At 66.9% G+C, this 17454-nt stretch carries 17 protein-coding genes; 9 read left to right on the top strand and 8 right to left on the bottom strand.

The window, feature by feature from the left end:
• Positions 1-17 precede the first annotated feature (17 nt).
• From ACFQRD_RS05240 to ACFQRD_RS05205, 8 genes are all read right to left on the bottom strand, one after another.
• Complete coding sequence (locus ACFQRD_RS05240; RefSeq protein ID WP_377016665.1) at positions 18-260, bottom strand: hypothetical protein; 243 nt, start codon at positions 258-260, stop codon at positions 18-20.
• A gap of 79 nt (positions 261-339) precedes the next feature.
• Positions 340-1224, bottom strand: a complete 885-nt coding sequence (locus ACFQRD_RS05235; protein ID WP_377016667.1) for an SDR family oxidoreductase — start codon at positions 1222-1224, stop codon at positions 340-342.
• A 258-nt stretch (positions 1225-1482) separates the two neighbouring features.
• Positions 1483-2352 carry an aldo/keto reductase gene (locus ACFQRD_RS05230; RefSeq protein ID WP_377016669.1) on the bottom strand — a complete coding sequence of 290 codons (870 nt, stop codon included), beginning with the start codon at positions 2350-2352 and terminating at the stop codon, positions 1483-1485.
• Between the two features lie 95 nt (positions 2353-2447).
• Positions 2448-3209: a VOC family protein gene (locus ACFQRD_RS05225; protein WP_377016671.1), complete on the bottom strand. Its 762-nt coding sequence runs from the start codon at positions 3207-3209 to the stop codon at positions 2448-2450.
• Between the two features lie 32 nt (positions 3210-3241).
• A complete protein-coding gene (locus ACFQRD_RS05220; RefSeq protein WP_377016673.1) occupies positions 3242-4135 on the bottom strand; it encodes a carbohydrate ABC transporter permease in 894 nt (297 codons plus the stop codon).
• Positions 4132-5103, bottom strand: a complete 972-nt coding sequence (locus ACFQRD_RS05215) for a carbohydrate ABC transporter permease (protein WP_377016675.1) — start codon at positions 5101-5103, stop codon at positions 4132-4134. The genes ACFQRD_RS05220 and ACFQRD_RS05215 overlap by 4 nt, the downstream gene beginning before the upstream one ends.
• Complete coding sequence (locus ACFQRD_RS05210; protein WP_377803549.1) at positions 5100-6266, bottom strand: ABC transporter substrate-binding protein; 1167 nt, start codon at positions 6264-6266, stop codon at positions 5100-5102. The genes ACFQRD_RS05215 and ACFQRD_RS05210 overlap by 4 nt, the downstream gene beginning before the upstream one ends.
• A gap of 313 nt (positions 6267-6579) precedes the next feature.
• On the bottom strand, positions 6580-7776 hold the full coding sequence (locus ACFQRD_RS05205) for an ROK family protein (protein ID WP_377016680.1): 1197 nt from the start codon (positions 7774-7776) through the stop codon (positions 6580-6582).
• A 115-nt stretch (positions 7777-7891) separates the two neighbouring features.
• Between ACFQRD_RS05205 and ACFQRD_RS05200 the strand changes: the two genes are divergently transcribed.
• From ACFQRD_RS05200 to ACFQRD_RS05160, 9 genes are all read left to right on the top strand, one after another.
• On the top strand, positions 7892-8689 hold the full coding sequence (locus tag ACFQRD_RS05200) for a sugar phosphate isomerase/epimerase family protein (protein WP_377016682.1): 798 nt from the start codon (positions 7892-7894) through the stop codon (positions 8687-8689).
• Between the two features lie 154 nt (positions 8690-8843).
• On the top strand, positions 8844-9803 hold the full coding sequence (locus tag ACFQRD_RS05195; protein ID WP_377016684.1) for an endonuclease/exonuclease/phosphatase family protein: 960 nt from the start codon (positions 8844-8846) through the stop codon (positions 9801-9803).
• A 411-nt stretch (positions 9804-10214) separates the two neighbouring features.
• Positions 10215-11522, top strand: a complete 1308-nt coding sequence (locus ACFQRD_RS05190; protein WP_377016686.1) for an extracellular solute-binding protein — start codon at positions 10215-10217, stop codon at positions 11520-11522.
• 8 nt (positions 11523-11530) lie between these two features.
• A complete protein-coding gene (locus tag ACFQRD_RS05185; RefSeq protein WP_377016688.1) occupies positions 11531-12499 on the top strand; it encodes a carbohydrate ABC transporter permease in 969 nt (322 codons plus the stop codon).
• A 5-nt stretch (positions 12500-12504) separates the two neighbouring features.
• Positions 12505-13386 (top strand): carbohydrate ABC transporter permease, encoded by an 882-nt coding sequence (locus tag ACFQRD_RS05180; RefSeq protein ID WP_377016690.1) that lies wholly within the window; start codon positions 12505-12507, stop codon positions 13384-13386.
• Positions 13387-13425: 39 nt separating this feature from the next.
• Positions 13426-14253 (top strand): ThuA domain-containing protein, encoded by an 828-nt coding sequence (locus ACFQRD_RS05175; RefSeq protein WP_377016692.1) that lies wholly within the window; start codon positions 13426-13428, stop codon positions 14251-14253.
• Positions 14250-15434, top strand: coding sequence for a Gfo/Idh/MocA family protein (locus ACFQRD_RS05170; RefSeq protein ID WP_377016694.1), 1185 nt, complete (start codon positions 14250-14252; stop codon positions 15432-15434). The genes ACFQRD_RS05175 and ACFQRD_RS05170 overlap by 4 nt, the downstream gene beginning before the upstream one ends.
• 44 nt (positions 15435-15478) lie before the next feature.
• Positions 15479-16459 carry a LacI family DNA-binding transcriptional regulator gene (locus ACFQRD_RS05165; protein WP_377016696.1) on the top strand — a complete coding sequence of 327 codons (981 nt, stop codon included), beginning with the start codon at positions 15479-15481 and terminating at the stop codon, positions 16457-16459.
• Positions 16460-16544: 85 nt separating this feature from the next.
• On the top strand, positions 16545-17435 hold the full coding sequence (locus tag ACFQRD_RS05160) for a protein NO VEIN domain-containing protein (protein WP_377016698.1): 891 nt from the start codon (positions 16545-16547) through the stop codon (positions 17433-17435).
• The last annotated feature ends 19 nt before the right edge of the window (positions 17436-17454 follow it).

The following is a 17454-nucleotide window of genomic DNA, read 5'->3' as shown; positions in this document are numbered from 1 at the left end:
GTGTGGGTCGTGCCCGGTCAGGCGTCTGATGCGCCTGGGTTCTCGCTGTCCTCTTCCCAGACGAGCTCGGCGTCGACCTCGTTGCCGGTCATACCGGCTGCATCCTCGACCTCGTCGGCGTCGGTGTCGTCCGGCATCGGCTCGGTCTGGCGGAACTCCTCGACGTGGTCGGGCTGGGTGCCGTCGACCATGCCGCTGGTCTCGTGCTTGAGCTCGTCGTCGAGGTTCGGTCCGTTCTTGTCGCTTCCGCGCTGAATCATGGTGCTCTCCTTCTGCAGTGGAGCGCCGCTGTGGGTGGCGGCCTGCTTCGAGATCGGTGGCGGGAGGGCAACTCTTCGCTCAGACCCCCTTGCCGCCGGTGACCGGCAGCACCGCGCCCGAGACGTACGAGGACTGCTCCGAAGCCAGGTAGACGTAGGCCCCCGCCAGTTCGGCCGGCTGCCCGGCCCGCCCCAGCGGCGTGCTCTGACCGAACTCGGGCAGGGACTCGGGCCACCCGGTCGCCGGGATCAGCGGCGTCCAGATCGGGCCCGGAGCCACGGCGTTCACGCGGATGCCCTTGGGACCCAGCTCCTGAGCGAGTGCCTGGGTGAAGGCGACCTGCGCGGCCTTCGTCATCGCGTAGTCGATGAGCGTGGGGCTCGGCTGATACGCCTGGACGGAGGAGGTGGTGATGATCGAGTTGCCCTCCTGCAAGTGCGGCACGGCTGCTCGTGCCGTCCAGATCAGACCGTAGAGGTTCGTCTTGAAGACTCGATCGAACTCCTCGGTGGGCAGCTTGTCGAAGCCCTCGCGGTCCTTCTGATAGCCGGCGTTGAGCACGACGAGATCCAGGCGGCCCAGCTCGCTGACCGTGCGCTCGACGGCCTCTGTGCAGAACTGCTCCTCACGGACGTCACCGGGGAGGCTCAGGCACTTCCGGCCCGCCTTCTCGACCCAGCTCTTGGTCTCGTCGGCATCGGCCTGCTCCTCGGGCAGATGCACGATCGCGACGTCGGCCCCTTCGCGGGCATAGGCGATGGCGACGGCGCGCCCGATCCCGGAGTCGCCGCCTGTGATCAGAGCGACCTTGCCGGTGAGCTGATCGGTCCCGACATAGCTCTCCTCGCCGTGGTCGGGCTGGGCGGACATGTCACCGGTCAGCCCGGGCTGGGCCATGTCCTGCTTCTCGAAACCCTCCTCGCGGTGCTTACTGGTGGGGTCCTGGTTCGACGGATCGCTCATCGCGGTGCCTCTCCTAGCCGAGTTCGCCGGTGCGCCAGCTCACATGTTCATCGGTGAGCGCGATCCTATGAGCGCCGCCGAAGAGGTCTCAACCGCGCGGCGTCCGGCTGTGCAAGGAAGAGTTGGTACTGGGACGAGGTGACCGGGCGTCCGAGATCGAACCTTGATTTGACCAGCGCGAACGCTCAGTAATCGCGGATGGCACCGGCGTGACCGTCTTGACCGGGTGGTCGGTCCGGGTGCGCTGGGCGGCGGCCCTCAATGCAACCAGAACTCCTGCGCGGGCACGAGCTCCTCGATCTCGTCCCAGACCTCCGGTGCGACCTCCGTCGCGAGGGCGTCAAGAGTCTGAGCGATGCGGGACGCCTTGCTGAATCCGACGGCGGTGGATGAGATTCGCGGATCTCGCACGGAGAATTGTAGGGCCAGCGTCGAAAGGGCTACTCCCGCGGAATCTGCGACGGCCTCCATCCGTCGCGCGGCGTGCAGGACCTCATCCCTGATGGGAAGATACCCGTAGAGCGTATGAGGCTCTTGAGGGCGGGCGAGGACTCCAGCGCCGAGCACGGCAGCATTGATAATGCCGACCCCGTCGGCTGCGGCTCGGTCGTACAGCGCGTCGGCGCTGCGATCGATCAGTGTGTACCGGGAGTGCATGAGCAGCACGTCGAAGGCCCCCGTATCGAGGAATCGGTGAGCCAGCTCGATGCTTCCCGTGGCGATCCCGAGATGCTCTGCCACCCCGTCCCGTCGCGCTGCGAGCAGAGCATCGACGGCACCGCCGGGCGCGAAGAAGTCAACGTCCGGATAGTACTCGGGATCGTGCAGATGCAGCAGGGGGAATGCGTCGATACCGAGTCTTCGCTGAGATTCCGAGATAGACGCTTGCACCCGCTCGGCGGAGTACTCGCCGTCACGCCCATCGACCTTCGTGGCGATCACCATATCCGCGGGCACGCCGCCATATTTGCGCACAGCGTCGCCGATGCGCTTCTCACTCTCACCTCCGGAGTACCCGTTGGAGGTGTCTATAAACGTGATCGGCGAATCGAAGAGTGCGGCCAGAAGTTCGGAGGCGTCGTCCCGGCTGACCTCGTAACCGAAGATCTGGGGAACGGATCCCAGCACGCCGCCACCTGCACAGAGCGCGGAGACCCGCAGTTGGGTACGGCCGAGCGGGCGGGTCCATGCTGAGGCCCCTGGCCGGGGGAGGCCGGCTGAGCTCATGCGCCGGCCCGGCGCAGGGGGAGACCGTCCGGATCGAGGGCCGCATCGGACACCGGCGTGGAACCGGCCGGCGGCCATCCCCCGCCGTCGCGGAGCACGACGGCGTCGAAGCCGGGAGCGCCGGGACGATGCTGCGGCGAGACCGTCTCGGCGTCGTAGGTGAAGATCTCGAGCACGCTGTCGGACTCTTTGAGGAACCGGATGCGGAAGCCTCGCGGATCGTGCGCTTGCTCGATGGTCCCGTGGTGCCGAAAGCCGAGCGGGGCGTAGAAGGATTCCGTCTGTTCGAAGCTCTCGACGGTCTCGGCAACGTGGTCGAAGCGGGGGCGCTGCGGGACCCCGAGCGCATGCTCCGCTTCCACTAGCTGTTCATCCACGACCTCGTGATACTTCAGATCGCCCTGCACCAGTTCGAGGAGAGTTCCGTCCGGATCGTAGAAGAAGGCGATGCGCACACCACCGGTGGCATCGATCGGTGCGAGGTGGATCGCAGCTCCGTCGGATTCGATCTGGGCGAAGAGTCGATCCGTGTCGGAGACCTTGAAGCCGATATGACGGAAGCCGCGGTGCAGATCGTCGGTCGACCACGCCGACTCAAGACTGCCGTCGACGCGCTGGAGACGGATCGTCGCGGTGACCACGTCCAGCAGAGCGTGATCGGTGCTCTCCTCCAGCACCTCGGCCTGAAGATGCTTCTCGTAGAAGGTCCGGGACGTGGTGACGTCGCGAACATTCACGATGATCGATTCGATGCTCATATGGTGTCTCGATTCTCTTGGGTTGGTGATTGTCAGCTCTTGACTGCGCCTAGCGTCATCCCGGCGACGAACTGTCGTTGGAGGAAGACATAGACGAGGACGACGGGAATTGCCGAGAGGGTTAAGCCGGCACTGAGTGTCGTCCAGTCCGTGGAGTATTCCCCTTGAAGGGAGAACAAAATGGGCTGCAGTGGTAGCTTCTCGGGGCTCTGTAGGATCGTGTTGGCCATGAGAAACTCGTTCCACGTCGTGAGGAATTGGAAGATCAGTACCGTGGCGATGCCTGGCCGGGCCAGAGGGAGAACCACGCGCAGGAACACGATCAGCTCTCCCGCTCCATCCACACGCGCAGCGTGGACGAGCTCATCGGGCAACGATTCGAAGAAGGCTCGCATGAGGAACATGGAGAACGGTGCGGCCCCGGACGCGTAGACGATGATGAGGCCGAGCTGCGTGTCCAGTAGACCGAAGGTGCGCAGTTGCAGATACACGGGAATGATGAGCGCCGTGCCCGGCATCATCAGCGTCGACAAGAGCGCGATGTATATCGTGTTCTTGAACGGAAAACGTAGCTTCGCGAACGAATAGCCGCACAGTGTGGCGAGCACGAGGACGATGCTGCAGGTCGCGACGGTCATCCAGATGGAGTTCCAGTAGTGGCCGATGAAGCCGGTGAACTCGAGGACTCTGGCATACGCATCGAAGGTGATCCGCTCTGGCAGGAAGGAGCCACCGAAGACCGAATTGGACTCCCGGATCGAGGTGAGGATCATCCAGACGAAGGGGTAGACGGTCGCGATGCTGATGATGAGCAGGATGGTGCTGTTCAGCCACCGTCCCGCTCGGGCCTGTGTGCGCATCGACGTGTTCGATCCGCGTGAGGTGCTCGATGTGCTTGTGGTGCTGGATGCGCTCAATGTGCTCATCGGGAGGCCCTCCTGCTCAGCCGCATCTGGAACAGCACGGCGACGGTGCACAGAGCCATGACGATCACCGACAGACCAGAGGCGTAGCCCAGCTGTGGGACCGAGCCCGAGGTCGAGCCGAAGGCGAGGTCGTAGAGATAGGTGCCCAACACCTGAGTGCTGTTGTTCGGGCCGCCGCCGGTCATGACATAGATCAGATCGAAGACTTTGAACCCATTCATGAGGTTCAGGGCAATGACGATCGCGGTGACGTATCGGAGGCTGGGCAACGTCACGTGCCGGAATCGCTGGAGCGTGCCCGCGCCATCGACCATCGCAGCCTCTTGCAGGCCTGGATCGATCCCTTGGATGCCGGCAAAGAGAATGAGCATGCTCATTCCGAGCCCCTGCCACACTGCCACTACCATGAGCGCCGGGATCGCCGAGTTCGCAGATCCGAGCCAGGGATGGTTGAAGCTCTCAAACCCGAGATTCTGGATGGCGGCGTTAAGGGTCCCGAAGTTCGGGTCATAGATCAGTCTCCACAGGACGCCGGAGACCACGAAGGAGACGATTCCCGGCATGAAGAGAGCGGTGCGGACGAGCACCGAGATCGGGCCAGGGACCGACGCGACCATGGCTGCGATCACCAGGGGAATGGCGGTCTGGAGGGCAGTGGTGACCAGTGCCCACGCCACGGTGAGAAGGAATGCGCGGCGCGTCACGGGGTCGGAGGCGGCCCGCGCGTAGTTCTCCAATCCGATGAACGACGCTTCGCCGAACCCGCTCCATTCAGTCGTGCTGAGGTACACGGTGCGGAGGATCGGATAGCCGACGAAGAGAACGAACAGCACGACAGTGGGTACGACGAACCCATAACCGGCAAGCATCTCCTTGCGGCGGATCGGGGGCACTCCTCGTCGACGACGAACGTTGTTGCCGGGTACGGCAGGGGGCGATGATGACTCACGCGTCGCCGTGGAGGTCATGATGCGGATCCGCGGGCGTTCATCACGGCATCCTGCATCTCCTGCGCGACCTGCTCAGGAGTGCCGGAGCCATCGAGGATCTTGGCGAGCGGACCGCCTACCTCGGAGGACCCGGGGCCGAACGGGATGTGGGGGCAACCGTCGCCGTCGACCAGCCAGGAGGTCATCTGCTCCATCACCGGATTCTCGATGTCCTCCGCAGCTGCCTTGGTCGCGGGCATCGAGTTGGATTCGTTCATGAGCCTCGAGTACTGCTCCTCGGAGTAGAGATACCGGAGGAACTCCAAGGTGGCGTCGCGGTTCTTCTCTTCCGAGCTGACAGCCCAGCCTGCTCCTGCCTGGTTCGCTGTCCAGTGCTGCGCCCCACTGCTGATCGCAGGATTCTTCATGACTTTGTAGGACTCCACGAACTCCGGGTCGGCATCCTGCACGAGACCCTGGGGAGTCCATGAACCGCTGAAGAGCATCGCTGCCCTGCCGGTATAGAACAGTTGTGTGGCCTCGGGGCCCTGGGTCGCTCCGGCGCCCTCCTGGAACACGTCGCCCTGGACGATCTTCTCGAACAACTCGAGTGCCTCGATCACCTCCGGTGAGGTGTACTCGAAGCCTTCTTCACCCTTGTCGAGTTTGAGGTACCACGTCGGATCATCGGTGACCTGGGTGATGAGAGGGAGGAAGAAGTCCAGGCCGCTCGTTCCGGGGTTGAACGACGCAGCCAAGGGCGCGATACCGTTGTCTCGCAGCTCAGCAGAGGCAGTGATCAGGTCGTCCCAGGTCTCCGGCTCCCCGTCGATCCCGGCGTCCTCGAATTGTGCGGGATCGTAGAAGATGCCGAAGGTCTGGGCCATCCATCCGATGGCGTACTGCGCTCCATCCTCGGTGTATTGGTTATTCGCGGACTCGAAGAACTGATCGGTGAACTCGGATCCGAGCTCTGCCTTGATGTCCAGACTGATTCCGTTCCTGCCGTACTCCAGTGCGCGGGTGTGCGGCGCGAAAATCTCCGGCAGATCGCCGCCGGACACGGCGGCCTGCAGTGCTGGGAGGTACTGATCGGGGCTGCCGAAGATGCGGTTGGTGACGGTGATCGAGGGATGGTCGGCCTCGAAGGCCTCAATCACCTTCGGCAGAACCTCCTGCTGCTCGCTGTACCACGACCACATCCGGACTTCCGTCTTCCCGCCTCCGGCCCCGCCGCTTCCGCATGCGGCGAGAGCGGGCGCAGAGAGGGCGGCCGCGGAGGATGCGGCGCCGGCTTTGAGTGCACTGCGGCGAGAGATGTGCGGTGACTGTGACGTTCCCATGGTGAAGCTCCTCGTTGAACTCGCTGTATGACGCGGCGATGGGCTGGGTTACCTTTCTAAACCTGAGTAAGTAGACGTGTCAAGGGGTCGGCGACGCTTGCGGGAGCAGGCGAGGGGCCGCCGGCCAGGTCAGCGGATCCGGAACGCCCCAAGGATCAGGCGGTAAGGGTGGTCAGACCGCCGCGGCCTCGTTGCGGAGCACGGCGATCGCCGCACCGAGGGCCGCGCCATCGAGCCCCAGGCCGGAGAGGCGAACCGACACGCTGTGCACCGGCCGCATGAACGACAGGTGATCCAATGCCTCCTGGATCGTGGCGGCGAAGATGTCGCCGACGAACTCCAGAGCGGGGCCGGCGAGTACCACCTCACCGGCGTCGAGGGTATTGACCAGACCCAGCACCGCTTGTGCCAATCGTTCGGCGGCGCCGGAGATGAGTTCGAGCGCTCCGTCGTCCCCACGTGCGGCGCCGCGAGCGAGCTTCTCGAAATCCGACCGGATGGTGTCGCGGGCACCGTCGAGCCCGAGCCGCTGCGCAAGCTCAGGCCGCGCCATCGCGGCCCGGACCAGGTACTGGGGCGCCGCGATCCGTTCTAGGCATCCTCGATTGCCGCAGTTGCACTCCGGACCGTCCGGGTCCAGAGGCAGGTGGCCGATCTCGCCCGCATTCGACGAAAGTCCGCCATAGAGCTCGCCGTCGATGACGATCCCGGCGCCGATGCCGTTGGCGACGTAGACGGTCACGAAATCGGAGGGGGTATCGCGCGCCACCCAGTGCTCCGCGAGGGCGGCACAGCCGTAGTCCTTCTCGAGGGTGGCGGGGATGGAGGTGAGTTCGGTGAACTGTTCCTGCACGTCGAAGTGCTCCCACTCGGCAGCGACGCTGGAGAGGCGCAGCTTCTTCTTCTCCGCGTCGAATCGCCCGGGGCTCGCCAGACAGGCCCCGGCGACGTCGGAGCTGTCGATCCCGGCGGCGCTGAGCATCTCGAGCACGGCCGCGGCCACACGCTCGGTCACATCATGCGGAAGCTCTCCGCGCGTTCCCGTCAGCTCTCTCGCTGCGAGGATCGCGCCACTGAAGTCGGTCAGTACGCAATTGATCCTGGTGTCGTCCAGGACGACACCGAGGGCATACATGGCGGTCGACGCAAGTTTCAGCATGGTGCGCGATTTGCCGCGCCCCGTCGAGTCCCGTCCGGCCTCCTCGACCAGGCCGGCCTCGAGGAGGCGGCGTACGGTCTTGGAGATCGACGTCTCCGTAAGGCCTGTCGCATGAGACAGTTCGACACGGGAGATCGGGGACTCGCGGCGAACGAGATCCAGGATCGCCATCGCCGTCTCGGCGGCCGTGCGACTACGAAGTGGGTTCACGGACTACTCCTCGGGATAGCTGACGCCGTTCAGCGAATTCTTCCTTGCCTCGACGGTTCCCGGCCACCATACTTACTGAACGACAGTAAGGAAGCGGTTGTCGAGGAGGACAAGCATGGCACGCAGGGGACTGGCACTGTACGCGGTCCGCGATGCACTGGCCGAGGATGCGGAGCGCACTCTGGAGCGGGTGGCGGAGATCGGGTTCGAAGGAGTGGAGCCGTTCGGGCTCGGGAACCCGTCGCTGTCCCGTGGGGACCGCCTCACCCGCGCGAAGATGCTCCGGCGCTGTATCGATCGGGCCGGGCTGGATGTCAGCTCCGTGCACACGCGTTTCCCGGCTCCCTCGGAAATGGATTGGCTGCTGGAAGAACTGGCCATCGTCGGCACCTCCGTCGCGTTGGCAAGCGTGCCGGAACACGTCCTGGGCTTCGGCCGCGACATCCTGGCCCGGAGGGACGGTGTGCAGCGTTTCGCCGAGGCCTTCGGCCGGCTCGCGGACAAGGCCGGGCAGCATGGAGTGCGCGTGGGCTATCACAATCACTGGTGGGACTGGCCCGAGCTCGAGGACGGCTCGCGAGGATACGACCGATTCTTCGAGGAACTGGATGGCTCGGTGGTTGCTGAAGTCGATCTCTATTGGGCGCACACCGCCGGACGCTCCCTGCCGGAACTGGTGCAAAGTCTGGGTGAGCGGGTCCGCCTCGTTCACTTCAAGGACGGGCCCGGGCTCAGCGATGATCCCCTTGCGGACCAAGTGCCCCTAGGGTGCGGGAGCGCCGACCTCGCCGGGGCGGCCTCAGCACTGCCCTCGCAGGTCGAGTGGAACCTGGTCGAGCTCGATCGCACCGCGATGGATCCCTTCGAAGTCGTCTCTCACGGCTACCACTGGCTCGACGATCAGGGTCTGTGATCCACGAGGCCGGCGCGGCAGCGGGGCCGACGTCAGGTCGACGATGACGCCCAGGTGCCGAGGTCGTGAACTGTCGAGGGCTCGGGGCCCGCGACGCCGGTGCCGTTCCTAGGCTGGCTCGCGCCCCTGTTCCCCTCCACCTCAGGAGATCCTCATGGCCCGCCCGATCGACCGTCGCACGCTCATCTCCGGCTTAGGCACCGCCGCCGCCGGGGCCACGGCCGCCGCTGCCTTCGCCGCACCCGCGGCCGCTGCTCCCGCCGCGCCAGGCAAGGGCGGCCCGAACCGGCCCCTGATCGGCAGGGCGACGCGTGGGCGTCTCCACGTGATGACGTTCAACATCCGCCTGGACCGCTCCACCGAGACGCAGCCGGGCGATCCCGACCACTGGCCGGACCGTCGGCCGATCCTGATCGACCTCCTCGAGCGCGAGCAGCCTTGTCTTCTCGGGGTCCAGGAAGCCAAGTATGCCCAGCTCAGCGCAGTGGAGGAAGCGCTGCCGCGTCATCGCATGGTGGGGTACGGCCGCCAGGGTGGGAGCAACGACGAGTACTCCGCCATCTTCTACGACGCCCGGCGGTTCGACGTGCTCGCTTGGAACCAGTTCTGGCTCTCGGACACACCGGACGTGATCGGCTCGGCCACCTGGGGCAACAACGTCACTCGCATCGTCGTGTGGGCGCGACTCAAGGACCTGGCCAGCGGCGAGGAGTTCGCCATGATCAACACCCACTTCGATCATGAGTCGGAGCCAGCCCGGATCACGAGCGGCGAGGCCATGATCGAGCTGTTCGAGGGTGGTGAGCTCGATGAGCTGCCCACCATCGTCACCGGCGACTTCAATTCCATCGCCCATGACTCGGGGGCCTACACGACCCTGGTCACCGACGGCCCGACCGTCGACACCTGGGACAGCGCCGAACAGCAGGTCACCCCGGCGTGGGGCACGTTCCCCGGGTACGAGGACCCGGTCGAGGACGGTGAGCGCATCGACTGGGTGCTGACCACCGAGGACATCACCACCCACGAGGCCGCCATCAACGTCTCGCGGGACCGCGACGGTTCCTACCCCTCCGACCACGCTCCGGTCCAGGCGCTGATCTCTCTGCCCTGATTCCCACGGACGCTCGGCCCGGTGCCGGTGCCGGTGCCGGTGCCGGTGCCGGGCGCCGGTTGTGACGGAGCGGAGGAGCGACGCCCTCGCCCTGCGCAGTGATACGAATCGATGGCGCGTCACGGTCGACCGCGGACCGCTGCTGCTGCCCAGAGCTTGCGCGAACGGCAAGGCTTGGCACGCGGAGCTCCGCGGGCGCCCCCGTTCTCCGACTCTCCGAGCCTTGCGTCCACGCAGAAGCTGCGCCATGATGGCGGTCGTCGCAGCGAGCCCACCCGGTGTCGGGACGCGGGCATCGCTGCGCCAGATACAGCCAACCCATTCGCCATCGTCGACGACTGTCCCCGTTATCGATACGAATCGATACGCGTCGCGCACCACCCGACGTGAGACAGAGGAAGCAGGACGAAGATGTCTTCGAACTCCCGGCCACGACGCCCCCATCCGCCCGCCCGGGCCCGTCCGGCACGCCTCGAGGCGACCGCGCCGCCTCGCTCGGGCCTGACCCGTCGGGCTCTCGGCCTCGGTGCCGTGGCGGCCCCAGGGCTGCTGGGCCTGGCCGGGTGCGGATCCGGCGGCGGGACAGGAGATCCGGACTCCATCCGGATCGTGGACTACTACAACACCCCGGCCGATGACGTCGCCATCAACGGCACCTTCACCACCTGCGCCGAGGAGCTCGGTCTCAGCTTCTCCCGGGAGCGCGTGCCCGGGGACCAGCTCATCGCCAAGGTCCTGCAGATGGGGTCCTCGCGCACCCTGCCGGACCTGCTGATGCTCGACAACCCCAACGTCCAGCAGGTCGCCGATTCCGGGGCTCTGGCACCGCTGGCGGATTACGGGATCACCACGGACGGGCTCACCGCGCCGGTCGCCGACCTGGGGATGTACGACGGGACCCTGTACGGCATCGCCCCGACCGTGAACACCATCGCCCTGTTCTACAACGTCCAGCTGCTCGAGGACGCGGGCGTCGAACCTCCCACGACCTGGGACGAGCTGCGCGCCGCCGCGGAGGCGCTGACCACCGAGGACCGCTACGGCTTCGCGTTCTCCGCGATCGCCAGCTACGAGGGCACGTTCCAGTTCATGCCGTTCATGTGGTCCAACGACGGCGATGAGACGGATCTGGACGGGGAGGGAGTGCTCGGTGCCTCCCGCTTCTGGTCCGACATGGTTCGCGATGGGCTCGCCTCGCGCTCGGTCGTGAACTGGGGCCAGGGCGATGTGATCGACCAGTTCAAGGCCGGCAACGCCGCGATGTGCATCAACGGGCCGTGGAACATCGCCGGCTTGACCGCGGACACCCCGGACCTGGAGTGGGACGTGGTCACCATCCCCGTGCCCACCGCCGAGCACGACTCCGTCGCACCCCTGGGCGGCGAGGTGTGGACCGTTCCGATCACGGGGAACGAGGAGAAGCAGCGCAAGGCCGCCGAGCTGCTGAAGGCTTTCGTCGCTCCGGAGAACCAGCTGTACATGGCGGGGGAGCGCAACACGATCCCCGGTGACGCCGACGCTGCGGAGCGGTTCGCCGAGGAGAACCCCGACCTGAGGACCTTCGTCGACCAGGTCTCCACCGCCCGCTCCCGCACGGCGCAGCTCGGCCCCGACTGGCCCCGCACCGCCAAGGCGATCTACACCGCCAACCAGCGGGTTCTGGTTGATGACACCGACCCGGCGGACGCGTTCGACGAAGCCGCCAAGACCGTCAGCTGAGGAGATCGATGATGACCACCACCCAGCCCACCGCCGCGAGGTCGGGGCTCGCGGAGTCCGGCGGAGCGCCACGGACGCCCAGGCGGCGCCGCCATCGCGGGGACCTCATGGTGCGCTACGCGTTCATCGCCCCGGCCGCGCTCTACATGGTCCTGTTCTTCGGATACCCGATCATCAAGAACGTCGTGATGAGCTTCCAGAACTACGACTTCGCGACGTTCTTCAACGGCCAGGCCCCGTTCGTCGGCCTCGACAACTACGCCGCCACGTTCTCCGATCCGATCTTCCTGCGGGCCCTGGGCAACACCGGACTGTTCACGGTCGGCTCCATCATCGGGCAGTTCGTGCTCGGCATGTGCCTGGCACTGTATTTCCGCAAGAAGTTCCCCCTGTCCGGGTTCCTGCGCTCGTTGCTGCTGCTGCCGTGGCTGCTGCCGATGATCGTCTCGGCAGCGGTGTGGCGATGGATCCTGGAGCAGGACAACGGGGCACTGAACGAGTTCCTCACCGGGATCGGACTGATCTCCGACCCGATCCCCTGGCTGAACAGCTCCGATACAGCGCTGATCGCCGTGATCATCGTGAACATCTGGCTCGGCATCCCGTTCAACGTGGTGCTGCTCTACAGCGGCCTGCAATCCATTCCCGATGAGCTCTACGAGGCCGGCCAGCTCGATGGCGCCACGGGCTGGACGTCGTTCTGGAACATCACCCTGCCGATGCTGCGGCCGGTCGTCAGCGTGGTGCTGCTGCTCGGGGTGATCTACACGATCAAGGTCCTCGACCTGATCATCGGACTGACCGGCGGCGGCCCGGCCAACGCCACCCAGACCCTCGCCACCCGCAGCTACGAGATGTCCTTCGTCGAGTTCGACTTCGGTCAGGGCGCCGCGCTCAGCAACATCCTGATCCTCATCGCCCTGGCCTTCAGCCTCGTCTACCTGCGCGCCAACGCCGGCGCCGAGAAGAACGGATGACCCCGATGAGCACCGCCGCTCCCGCCTCGCCCGCCGGCCACTCCGCAGGGCCCGCCCTCTCCGGCGCCCCGCGCCGCACCCGACCGGGCCGCTCCTACCTCCACACCGTGATCGGCATCGTCCTGGTCGCGATCATGCTGTTCCCGGTCTACTGGATGGTCAACGCCTCCCTGGCCCCGGCCGGCAACAGCCTGAACATCCAATGGCTCCCGCTGAACCCGGACTTCTCGGGCTACTCCCGCGCGATCGCCGATCAGGGCCCGAACCTCATCACCTCGCTGATCGTCGCGATCGGCGCGTGCGCCCTGTCCGTCGTGATCGCGGCCCCGTGCGCCTATGCGCTCGCCCAGTTCCGCATCCGGGGCACTGCGGCGCTGCTGTTCTTCGTGCTGATCAGCCAGATGATTCCCGGCATCGTTATCGCCAACGCGCTGTACACCGTCTACACGCCGCTGGGGATGGTGAACTCGATCCCGGGCCTGATCCTGGCCGACGCCTCGCAGGGCATCCCGTTCGCGATCCTCATCATGCGCGCCTACCTCGAGACGTTCCCGGCCTCCATCGTCGAAGCCGCTCGCGTCGACGGCTGCGGTCACGTGAGAGCGTTCTGGTCGATCGTGATGCCGGTCAGCCGCAACTCGCTGATCACCGCTGGCATCTTCTCGTTCCTGTTCGCCTGGAGCGACTTCCTGATGGCCCTGACCCTGACCACCGGCGAATCGATCCGGCCCGTGACGCTGGGCCTGTACACCTACATCGGCACCAACGACACCGACTGGAGCGCCGTGATGTCCACGGCGGTGCTGTCCTCGCTGCCCGCGGTGATCCTCATGATCGTCGCCCAGAAGTACGTGGCCGCCGGTGCCACGGGCGGCGCCGTGAAATAGGCCCGACCCTCTCCACCATCCCCCTCGAAAGGACAACCCATGTCGACCCCTGCTGCATCGTCCTCCGCCTCCGCCACCGCACCGCCTCTGCGCGTGACCGTGTGGGGCGAGAACCGCCACGAGAAGCGCGACCAGCGCGTCCGGGACATCTACCCCGACGGAATGCACACCGCCATCCGTGACGGCATCGTCGAGCACCACGGCCAGGACGTCACCACGCGCATCGCACTGCTCGATGACCCCGAGCACGGTCTGAGCGAGGAGGTGCTGGCCGAGACCGATGTGCTGACCTGGTGGGGCCATATGGCTCACGACGAGGTCTCCGACGAGGTCGCCGAGCGCGTGCAGAAGCACGTGCTGGCCGGCATGGGGCTGGTCGTGCTGCACTCCGGGCACTGGTCCAAGCCCTTCACCCGCCTCATGGGCACCACCTGCACCCTGCGCTGGCGCAACGAGGCCGACCGCGAGCTGGTCTGGACCGTCAACCCCAGCCACCCCATCGCCGAAGGCATCCCGCACCCGATCATCATTCCCGAGCAGGAGATGTACGGGGAGCACTTCGACATCCCCGTGCCCGACGAGCTCGTGTTCGTCTCCTCCTTCAGCGGCGGCGAGGTATTCCGCTCCGGGTGCACGTTCCGCCGGGGCAAGGGCAAGATCTTCTACTTCAGCCCCGGCGACCAGGACTACCCCGTCTACCAGCAGCCCGAGGTACGCCGTGTGATCGCCAACGGAGTCGGGTGGGCCCGGCCGGCCGTCGCGGACCGCCAGGTGCCGGTGCTGGACCGCTTCGAGACGGAATGGTTCGTCAAGGGGACCGCGGGCCAGGGTGTGGGTGACGCCGCGGCCGCCGGGAAGGGCGCATGAGCGCCGCCGACAGGTCTGCACATGAGGGTTCCCGTCCCGATGCCGGGACGACCGCGGCCACCGGCGACGAGCACTCGCCCGTGAGAGTCGTCGTCGTCGGCGCCGGCGGGATGGGCCGGGCATGGATCCGTACCGTGCTCGCCTCCGAGGCCGCGCAGCTCGTCGGCGTCGCCGACGTGATCGACGGGACCGCCGAGAACGCCGTCACCGAAGTGGTCCCCGAGCACGAACGCCCGGGGATCCTCGCCGGCACGGACCCGCTGGCCATTGCTCGCCAAGCGGGCGCCGACGCGCTCATCGACGTGACGATCCCGGCCGCGCACCACCCGGTCACCGCCGACGCCCTCCACGCCGGCTACCCGGTGCTGGGGGAGAAGCCCTGCGCGGCCACCCTCGCCGAGGCCGTCTCGCTGGCCGGTCACGCCGAGACCACGGGGAAGCTGTTCATGGTCTCCCAGTCCCGCCGCAACAACCCGCATCTGCACGAGGCCCGGCGCCTCGCCGACGAGCTCGGCGGCGCCGGGATCCTCGACACGCAGTTCTACCGGGCGCCGCGCTTCGGCGGTTTCCGCGAGGAGATGGCCCATCCGCTGATCATCGACATGGCGATCCACGCCTTCGACGCCGGGCGCGTCCTCGTGGACGGCAACCCCGTCTCGGTCACCGCGAACTCATCGAACCCGCCATGGAGCTGGTACGCGGGCGACGCCGCCGCCACCGTGGTGATCACCTACGACAGCGGCGCGGTGCATACGTACAGCGGCTCCTGGTGCGCGCCGGGCCGGGAGACGAGCTGGAACGGTGAATGGACGATCAGCTGCCCGCGAGGATCCGTCGCCTGGGACGGTGAGCGGCCACCGTCGGCCCAGAGCGAAGGTGAGGACCCGGTGAGCGGCCGCGAACCGTCGGCCGGAGCCCGCTGGGAGCTGGACGCATCCCTCGCCGAGTTCTGCGAGGCGCTGCGCACCGGGGCGAGGCCGGCGAGCGAGGTCCACGGCAACATATGGACCCAGGCGATCGTCGAGGCGGCCGTGCGCGCGGCGGACGAGGGTCGCAGCGTCCAGCTTGCCGAGGTGCTGGATGAGGCGCTCGAGTCCGCCCGCGTCCTGGATGCGGCCGACGGGCGCAGCACGGCGCTGGCCACGTGGAAGACTGGCACCTCCGGTCTCAGCATGCACTAGCTCGCCGGGCGCAGCATCGCGACGATGGAGGAGGAGCCGCACCCGTGAGGAAGAAGCCGCCGACGAGCCAGGACGTCGCCCGTCTGGCCGGTGTCTCCCAATCGACGGTGAGCTACGTGCTCACCGGCTCCCGCCCCATCTCCGAGGCCACCCGCCGGCGGGTCGAGAACGCGATCGACAAGCTCGGCTACCACCCCAACTCCGGTGCCCGCACCCTGCGCTCCCAGCGCAGCGGCGTGATCGGACTGATGGTCCCTGAGGCCGACGCGGACGATGGCGTGCTGATGATGTTCATCGGCGCCATCGCCCGTGAGGCCCAGCGCTACGGCTACGACATCCTGCTGGTGACCGCGCAGGAGGGCGCGCGCGGCATCGATCGCGTGGTCCGCACCGGCGTGTGCGAGGCGCTGATCCTCATGGAGCTGGGCCGGCACGACGAGCGTGTGAACGCTGTGATCGATTCCGGTCTGCCGTTCGTGACCATCGGCAAGCCGGACGAGTTCCCCCACGGATCCGTCGTCGATCTGGACTTCGAGCTGCTGGGTCGAATGATCGTCGATCGCGCGGTCGAGGAGGGGTGCGCCCGCCTGCTGCTGTTCGGTGCCCCGGGAAGAAAGCGCGAGCGCAATGATGTCGCCCGCTTCCTCGCCGGCATCGAGGACTACGCCGACGAGACCGACCTCGACGTGGTTCTCGACGCCGGGCCCCTGGCGAAGATCCCCCACCGGGCTCTGCGGCTGACGCGGCCCGGTGAGCGCACGGCCCTGTTCGGGATCACCGGGGTGCGCCAGGCGCTGTTCGCCATGGCCGCCGATGGCGCGCTGGTCGATGACACCCGCATGCTGATCGCGCTGAGCGGAGAGGACCTCCGGGACGTCAGCCCGCTGCTGGCCGCCGTGCCCCAGATCGACCCGCGGCGGGTGGAGATCAGCGAGCTCGCGGTCCAGGAGCTCGTGCGCCTGCTGCGCGTGGACGGAGCCGGGCCCCGCACCACGCTGGTCGAGCCGAGGTGGCTGGAGGGGTGAGCGGCCCGGATCGGTATCGCGCGGCAGGTGTGCCTGACATGATCAGCACATGAGCCCCGCACCGCGCAGTACGCGTCTGACTTCGATGACGAACAGACAGGTCGAGGACGCCGCGGTCGAATTCGTGACCGCGTACGAAGCAGCCGCAGGCCGGACGGCACGCGACACCCGCCATGTGCCCGGCAGCCCCGCCGACATGGTCAGCACCGACGACGGGACGGGCGAAGAGCGGCTGATCGAGGTCAAGGCCTACGGAAAATCCGCTCGCGGCGATGACCTCTGGCTCGAGGAGCCCCAGGTGGAGGCCGGGCGGACCCAACGCAACTTCCATCTCTACGTGGTCGACAACGTCCGCTCCGGTGATCCGCTGCGGATGCGGCTGCTCGACCTCTCGGGTGACATGCTGAGCGAGCGGCTCGCGGCGGCGAAGAAGCGGACCTACTACACGGTGCCGTTCCCCGTCTCCGTCTACGACTCCCTGGCAGGGCGAGCCGTGACCTGCGCGATCGTCTGGCGGATCATGGACGCGGTGGCGGTGCTCCACGAGCGCGGCTACCACCGGATCAGATTCCTCCCCGCCCTGTCCCCGTCGGGCATGCACCTGCGGGTGCACGTCGGGCGGGACGCTGAGGTGGGCGACTCCCTCGACCAGCTGCGGGACGTCACGAAGGTGGCTCGCGGCTCGTTCGGCGGAGCACTCCGCGATGAGTGGAGCTTCGCAGAGTCGACACTGGTCACCCGGACCAGCGCCGAGACGATCGCAGAGCGGATCCTCGCCGTGATCCCGCCGGTCGAGGCCACCAGTGATGATCCGGGGTACGTCGCCTGGTTCGCGGGCCTGCTGCGTCGCAGCCGTGCGCTCGGCGAACTCCCGGTCGCCTCGCAGGGCCGCGACCTCGTCGCCGGAGGCGCCGGCACGGACATGTGGTTCATCGGCGACGTGCAGCACACCGGCCCGCCGGCACGCCTGGCCTGATCTCACAGCGACTGTGCCG

Origin of the sequence: Brachybacterium sp. GCM10030268 (assembly GCF_042666305.1) — a bacterium.
GTDB lineage: Bacteria > Actinomycetota > Actinomycetes > Actinomycetales > Dermabacteraceae > Brachybacterium.
The sequence above is the reverse complement of the archived record's forward strand: the minus strand, read 5'-3'. Positions and strand labels throughout refer to the sequence as shown.

Excerpts from the sequence above, each read along its gene's own strand:
- ACFQRD_RS05190 (WP_377016686.1), top strand. The coding sequence starts at position 10,215 with ATGTCTTCGAACTCCCGGCCACGACGCCCCCATCCGCCCGCCCGGGCC.
- ACFQRD_RS05235 (WP_377016667.1), bottom strand. The coding sequence starts at position 1,224 with ATGAGCGATCCGTCGAACCAGGACCCCACCAGTAAGCACCGCGAGGAG.
- ACFQRD_RS05210 (WP_377803549.1), bottom strand. The coding sequence starts at position 6,266 with ATGTGGTCGTGGTACAGCGAGCAGCAGGAGGTTCTGCCGAAGGTGATT.
- ACFQRD_RS05225 (WP_377016671.1), bottom strand. The coding sequence starts at position 3,209 with ATGAGCATCGAATCGATCATCGTGAATGTTCGCGACGTCACCACGTCC.
- ACFQRD_RS05220 (WP_377016673.1), bottom strand. The coding sequence starts at position 4,135 with ATGAGCACATTGAGCGCATCCAGCACCACAAGCACATCGAGCACCTCA.
- ACFQRD_RS05195 (WP_377016684.1), top strand. The coding sequence starts at position 8,844 with ATGGCCCGCCCGATCGACCGTCGCACGCTCATCTCCGGCTTAGGCACC.
- ACFQRD_RS05200 (WP_377016682.1), top strand. The coding sequence starts at position 7,892 with ATGGCACGCAGGGGACTGGCACTGTACGCGGTCCGCGATGCACTGGCC.
- ACFQRD_RS05185 (WP_377016688.1), top strand. The coding sequence starts at position 11,531 with ATGATGACCACCACCCAGCCCACCGCCGCGAGGTCGGGGCTCGCGGAG.
- ACFQRD_RS05180 (WP_377016690.1), top strand. The coding sequence starts at position 12,505 with ATGAGCACCGCCGCTCCCGCCTCGCCCGCCGGCCACTCCGCAGGGCCC.
- ACFQRD_RS05175 (WP_377016692.1), top strand. The coding sequence starts at position 13,426 with ATGTCGACCCCTGCTGCATCGTCCTCCGCCTCCGCCACCGCACCGCCT.
- ACFQRD_RS05170 (WP_377016694.1), top strand. The coding sequence starts at position 14,250 with ATGAGCGCCGCCGACAGGTCTGCACATGAGGGTTCCCGTCCCGATGCC.
- ACFQRD_RS05160 (WP_377016698.1), top strand. The coding sequence starts at position 16,545 with ATGACGAACAGACAGGTCGAGGACGCCGCGGTCGAATTCGTGACCGCG.
- ACFQRD_RS05215 (WP_377016675.1), bottom strand. The coding sequence starts at position 5,103 with ATGACCTCCACGGCGACGCGTGAGTCATCATCGCCCCCTGCCGTACCC.
- ACFQRD_RS05240 (WP_377016665.1), bottom strand. The coding sequence starts at position 260 with ATGATTCAGCGCGGAAGCGACAAGAACGGACCGAACCTCGACGACGAG.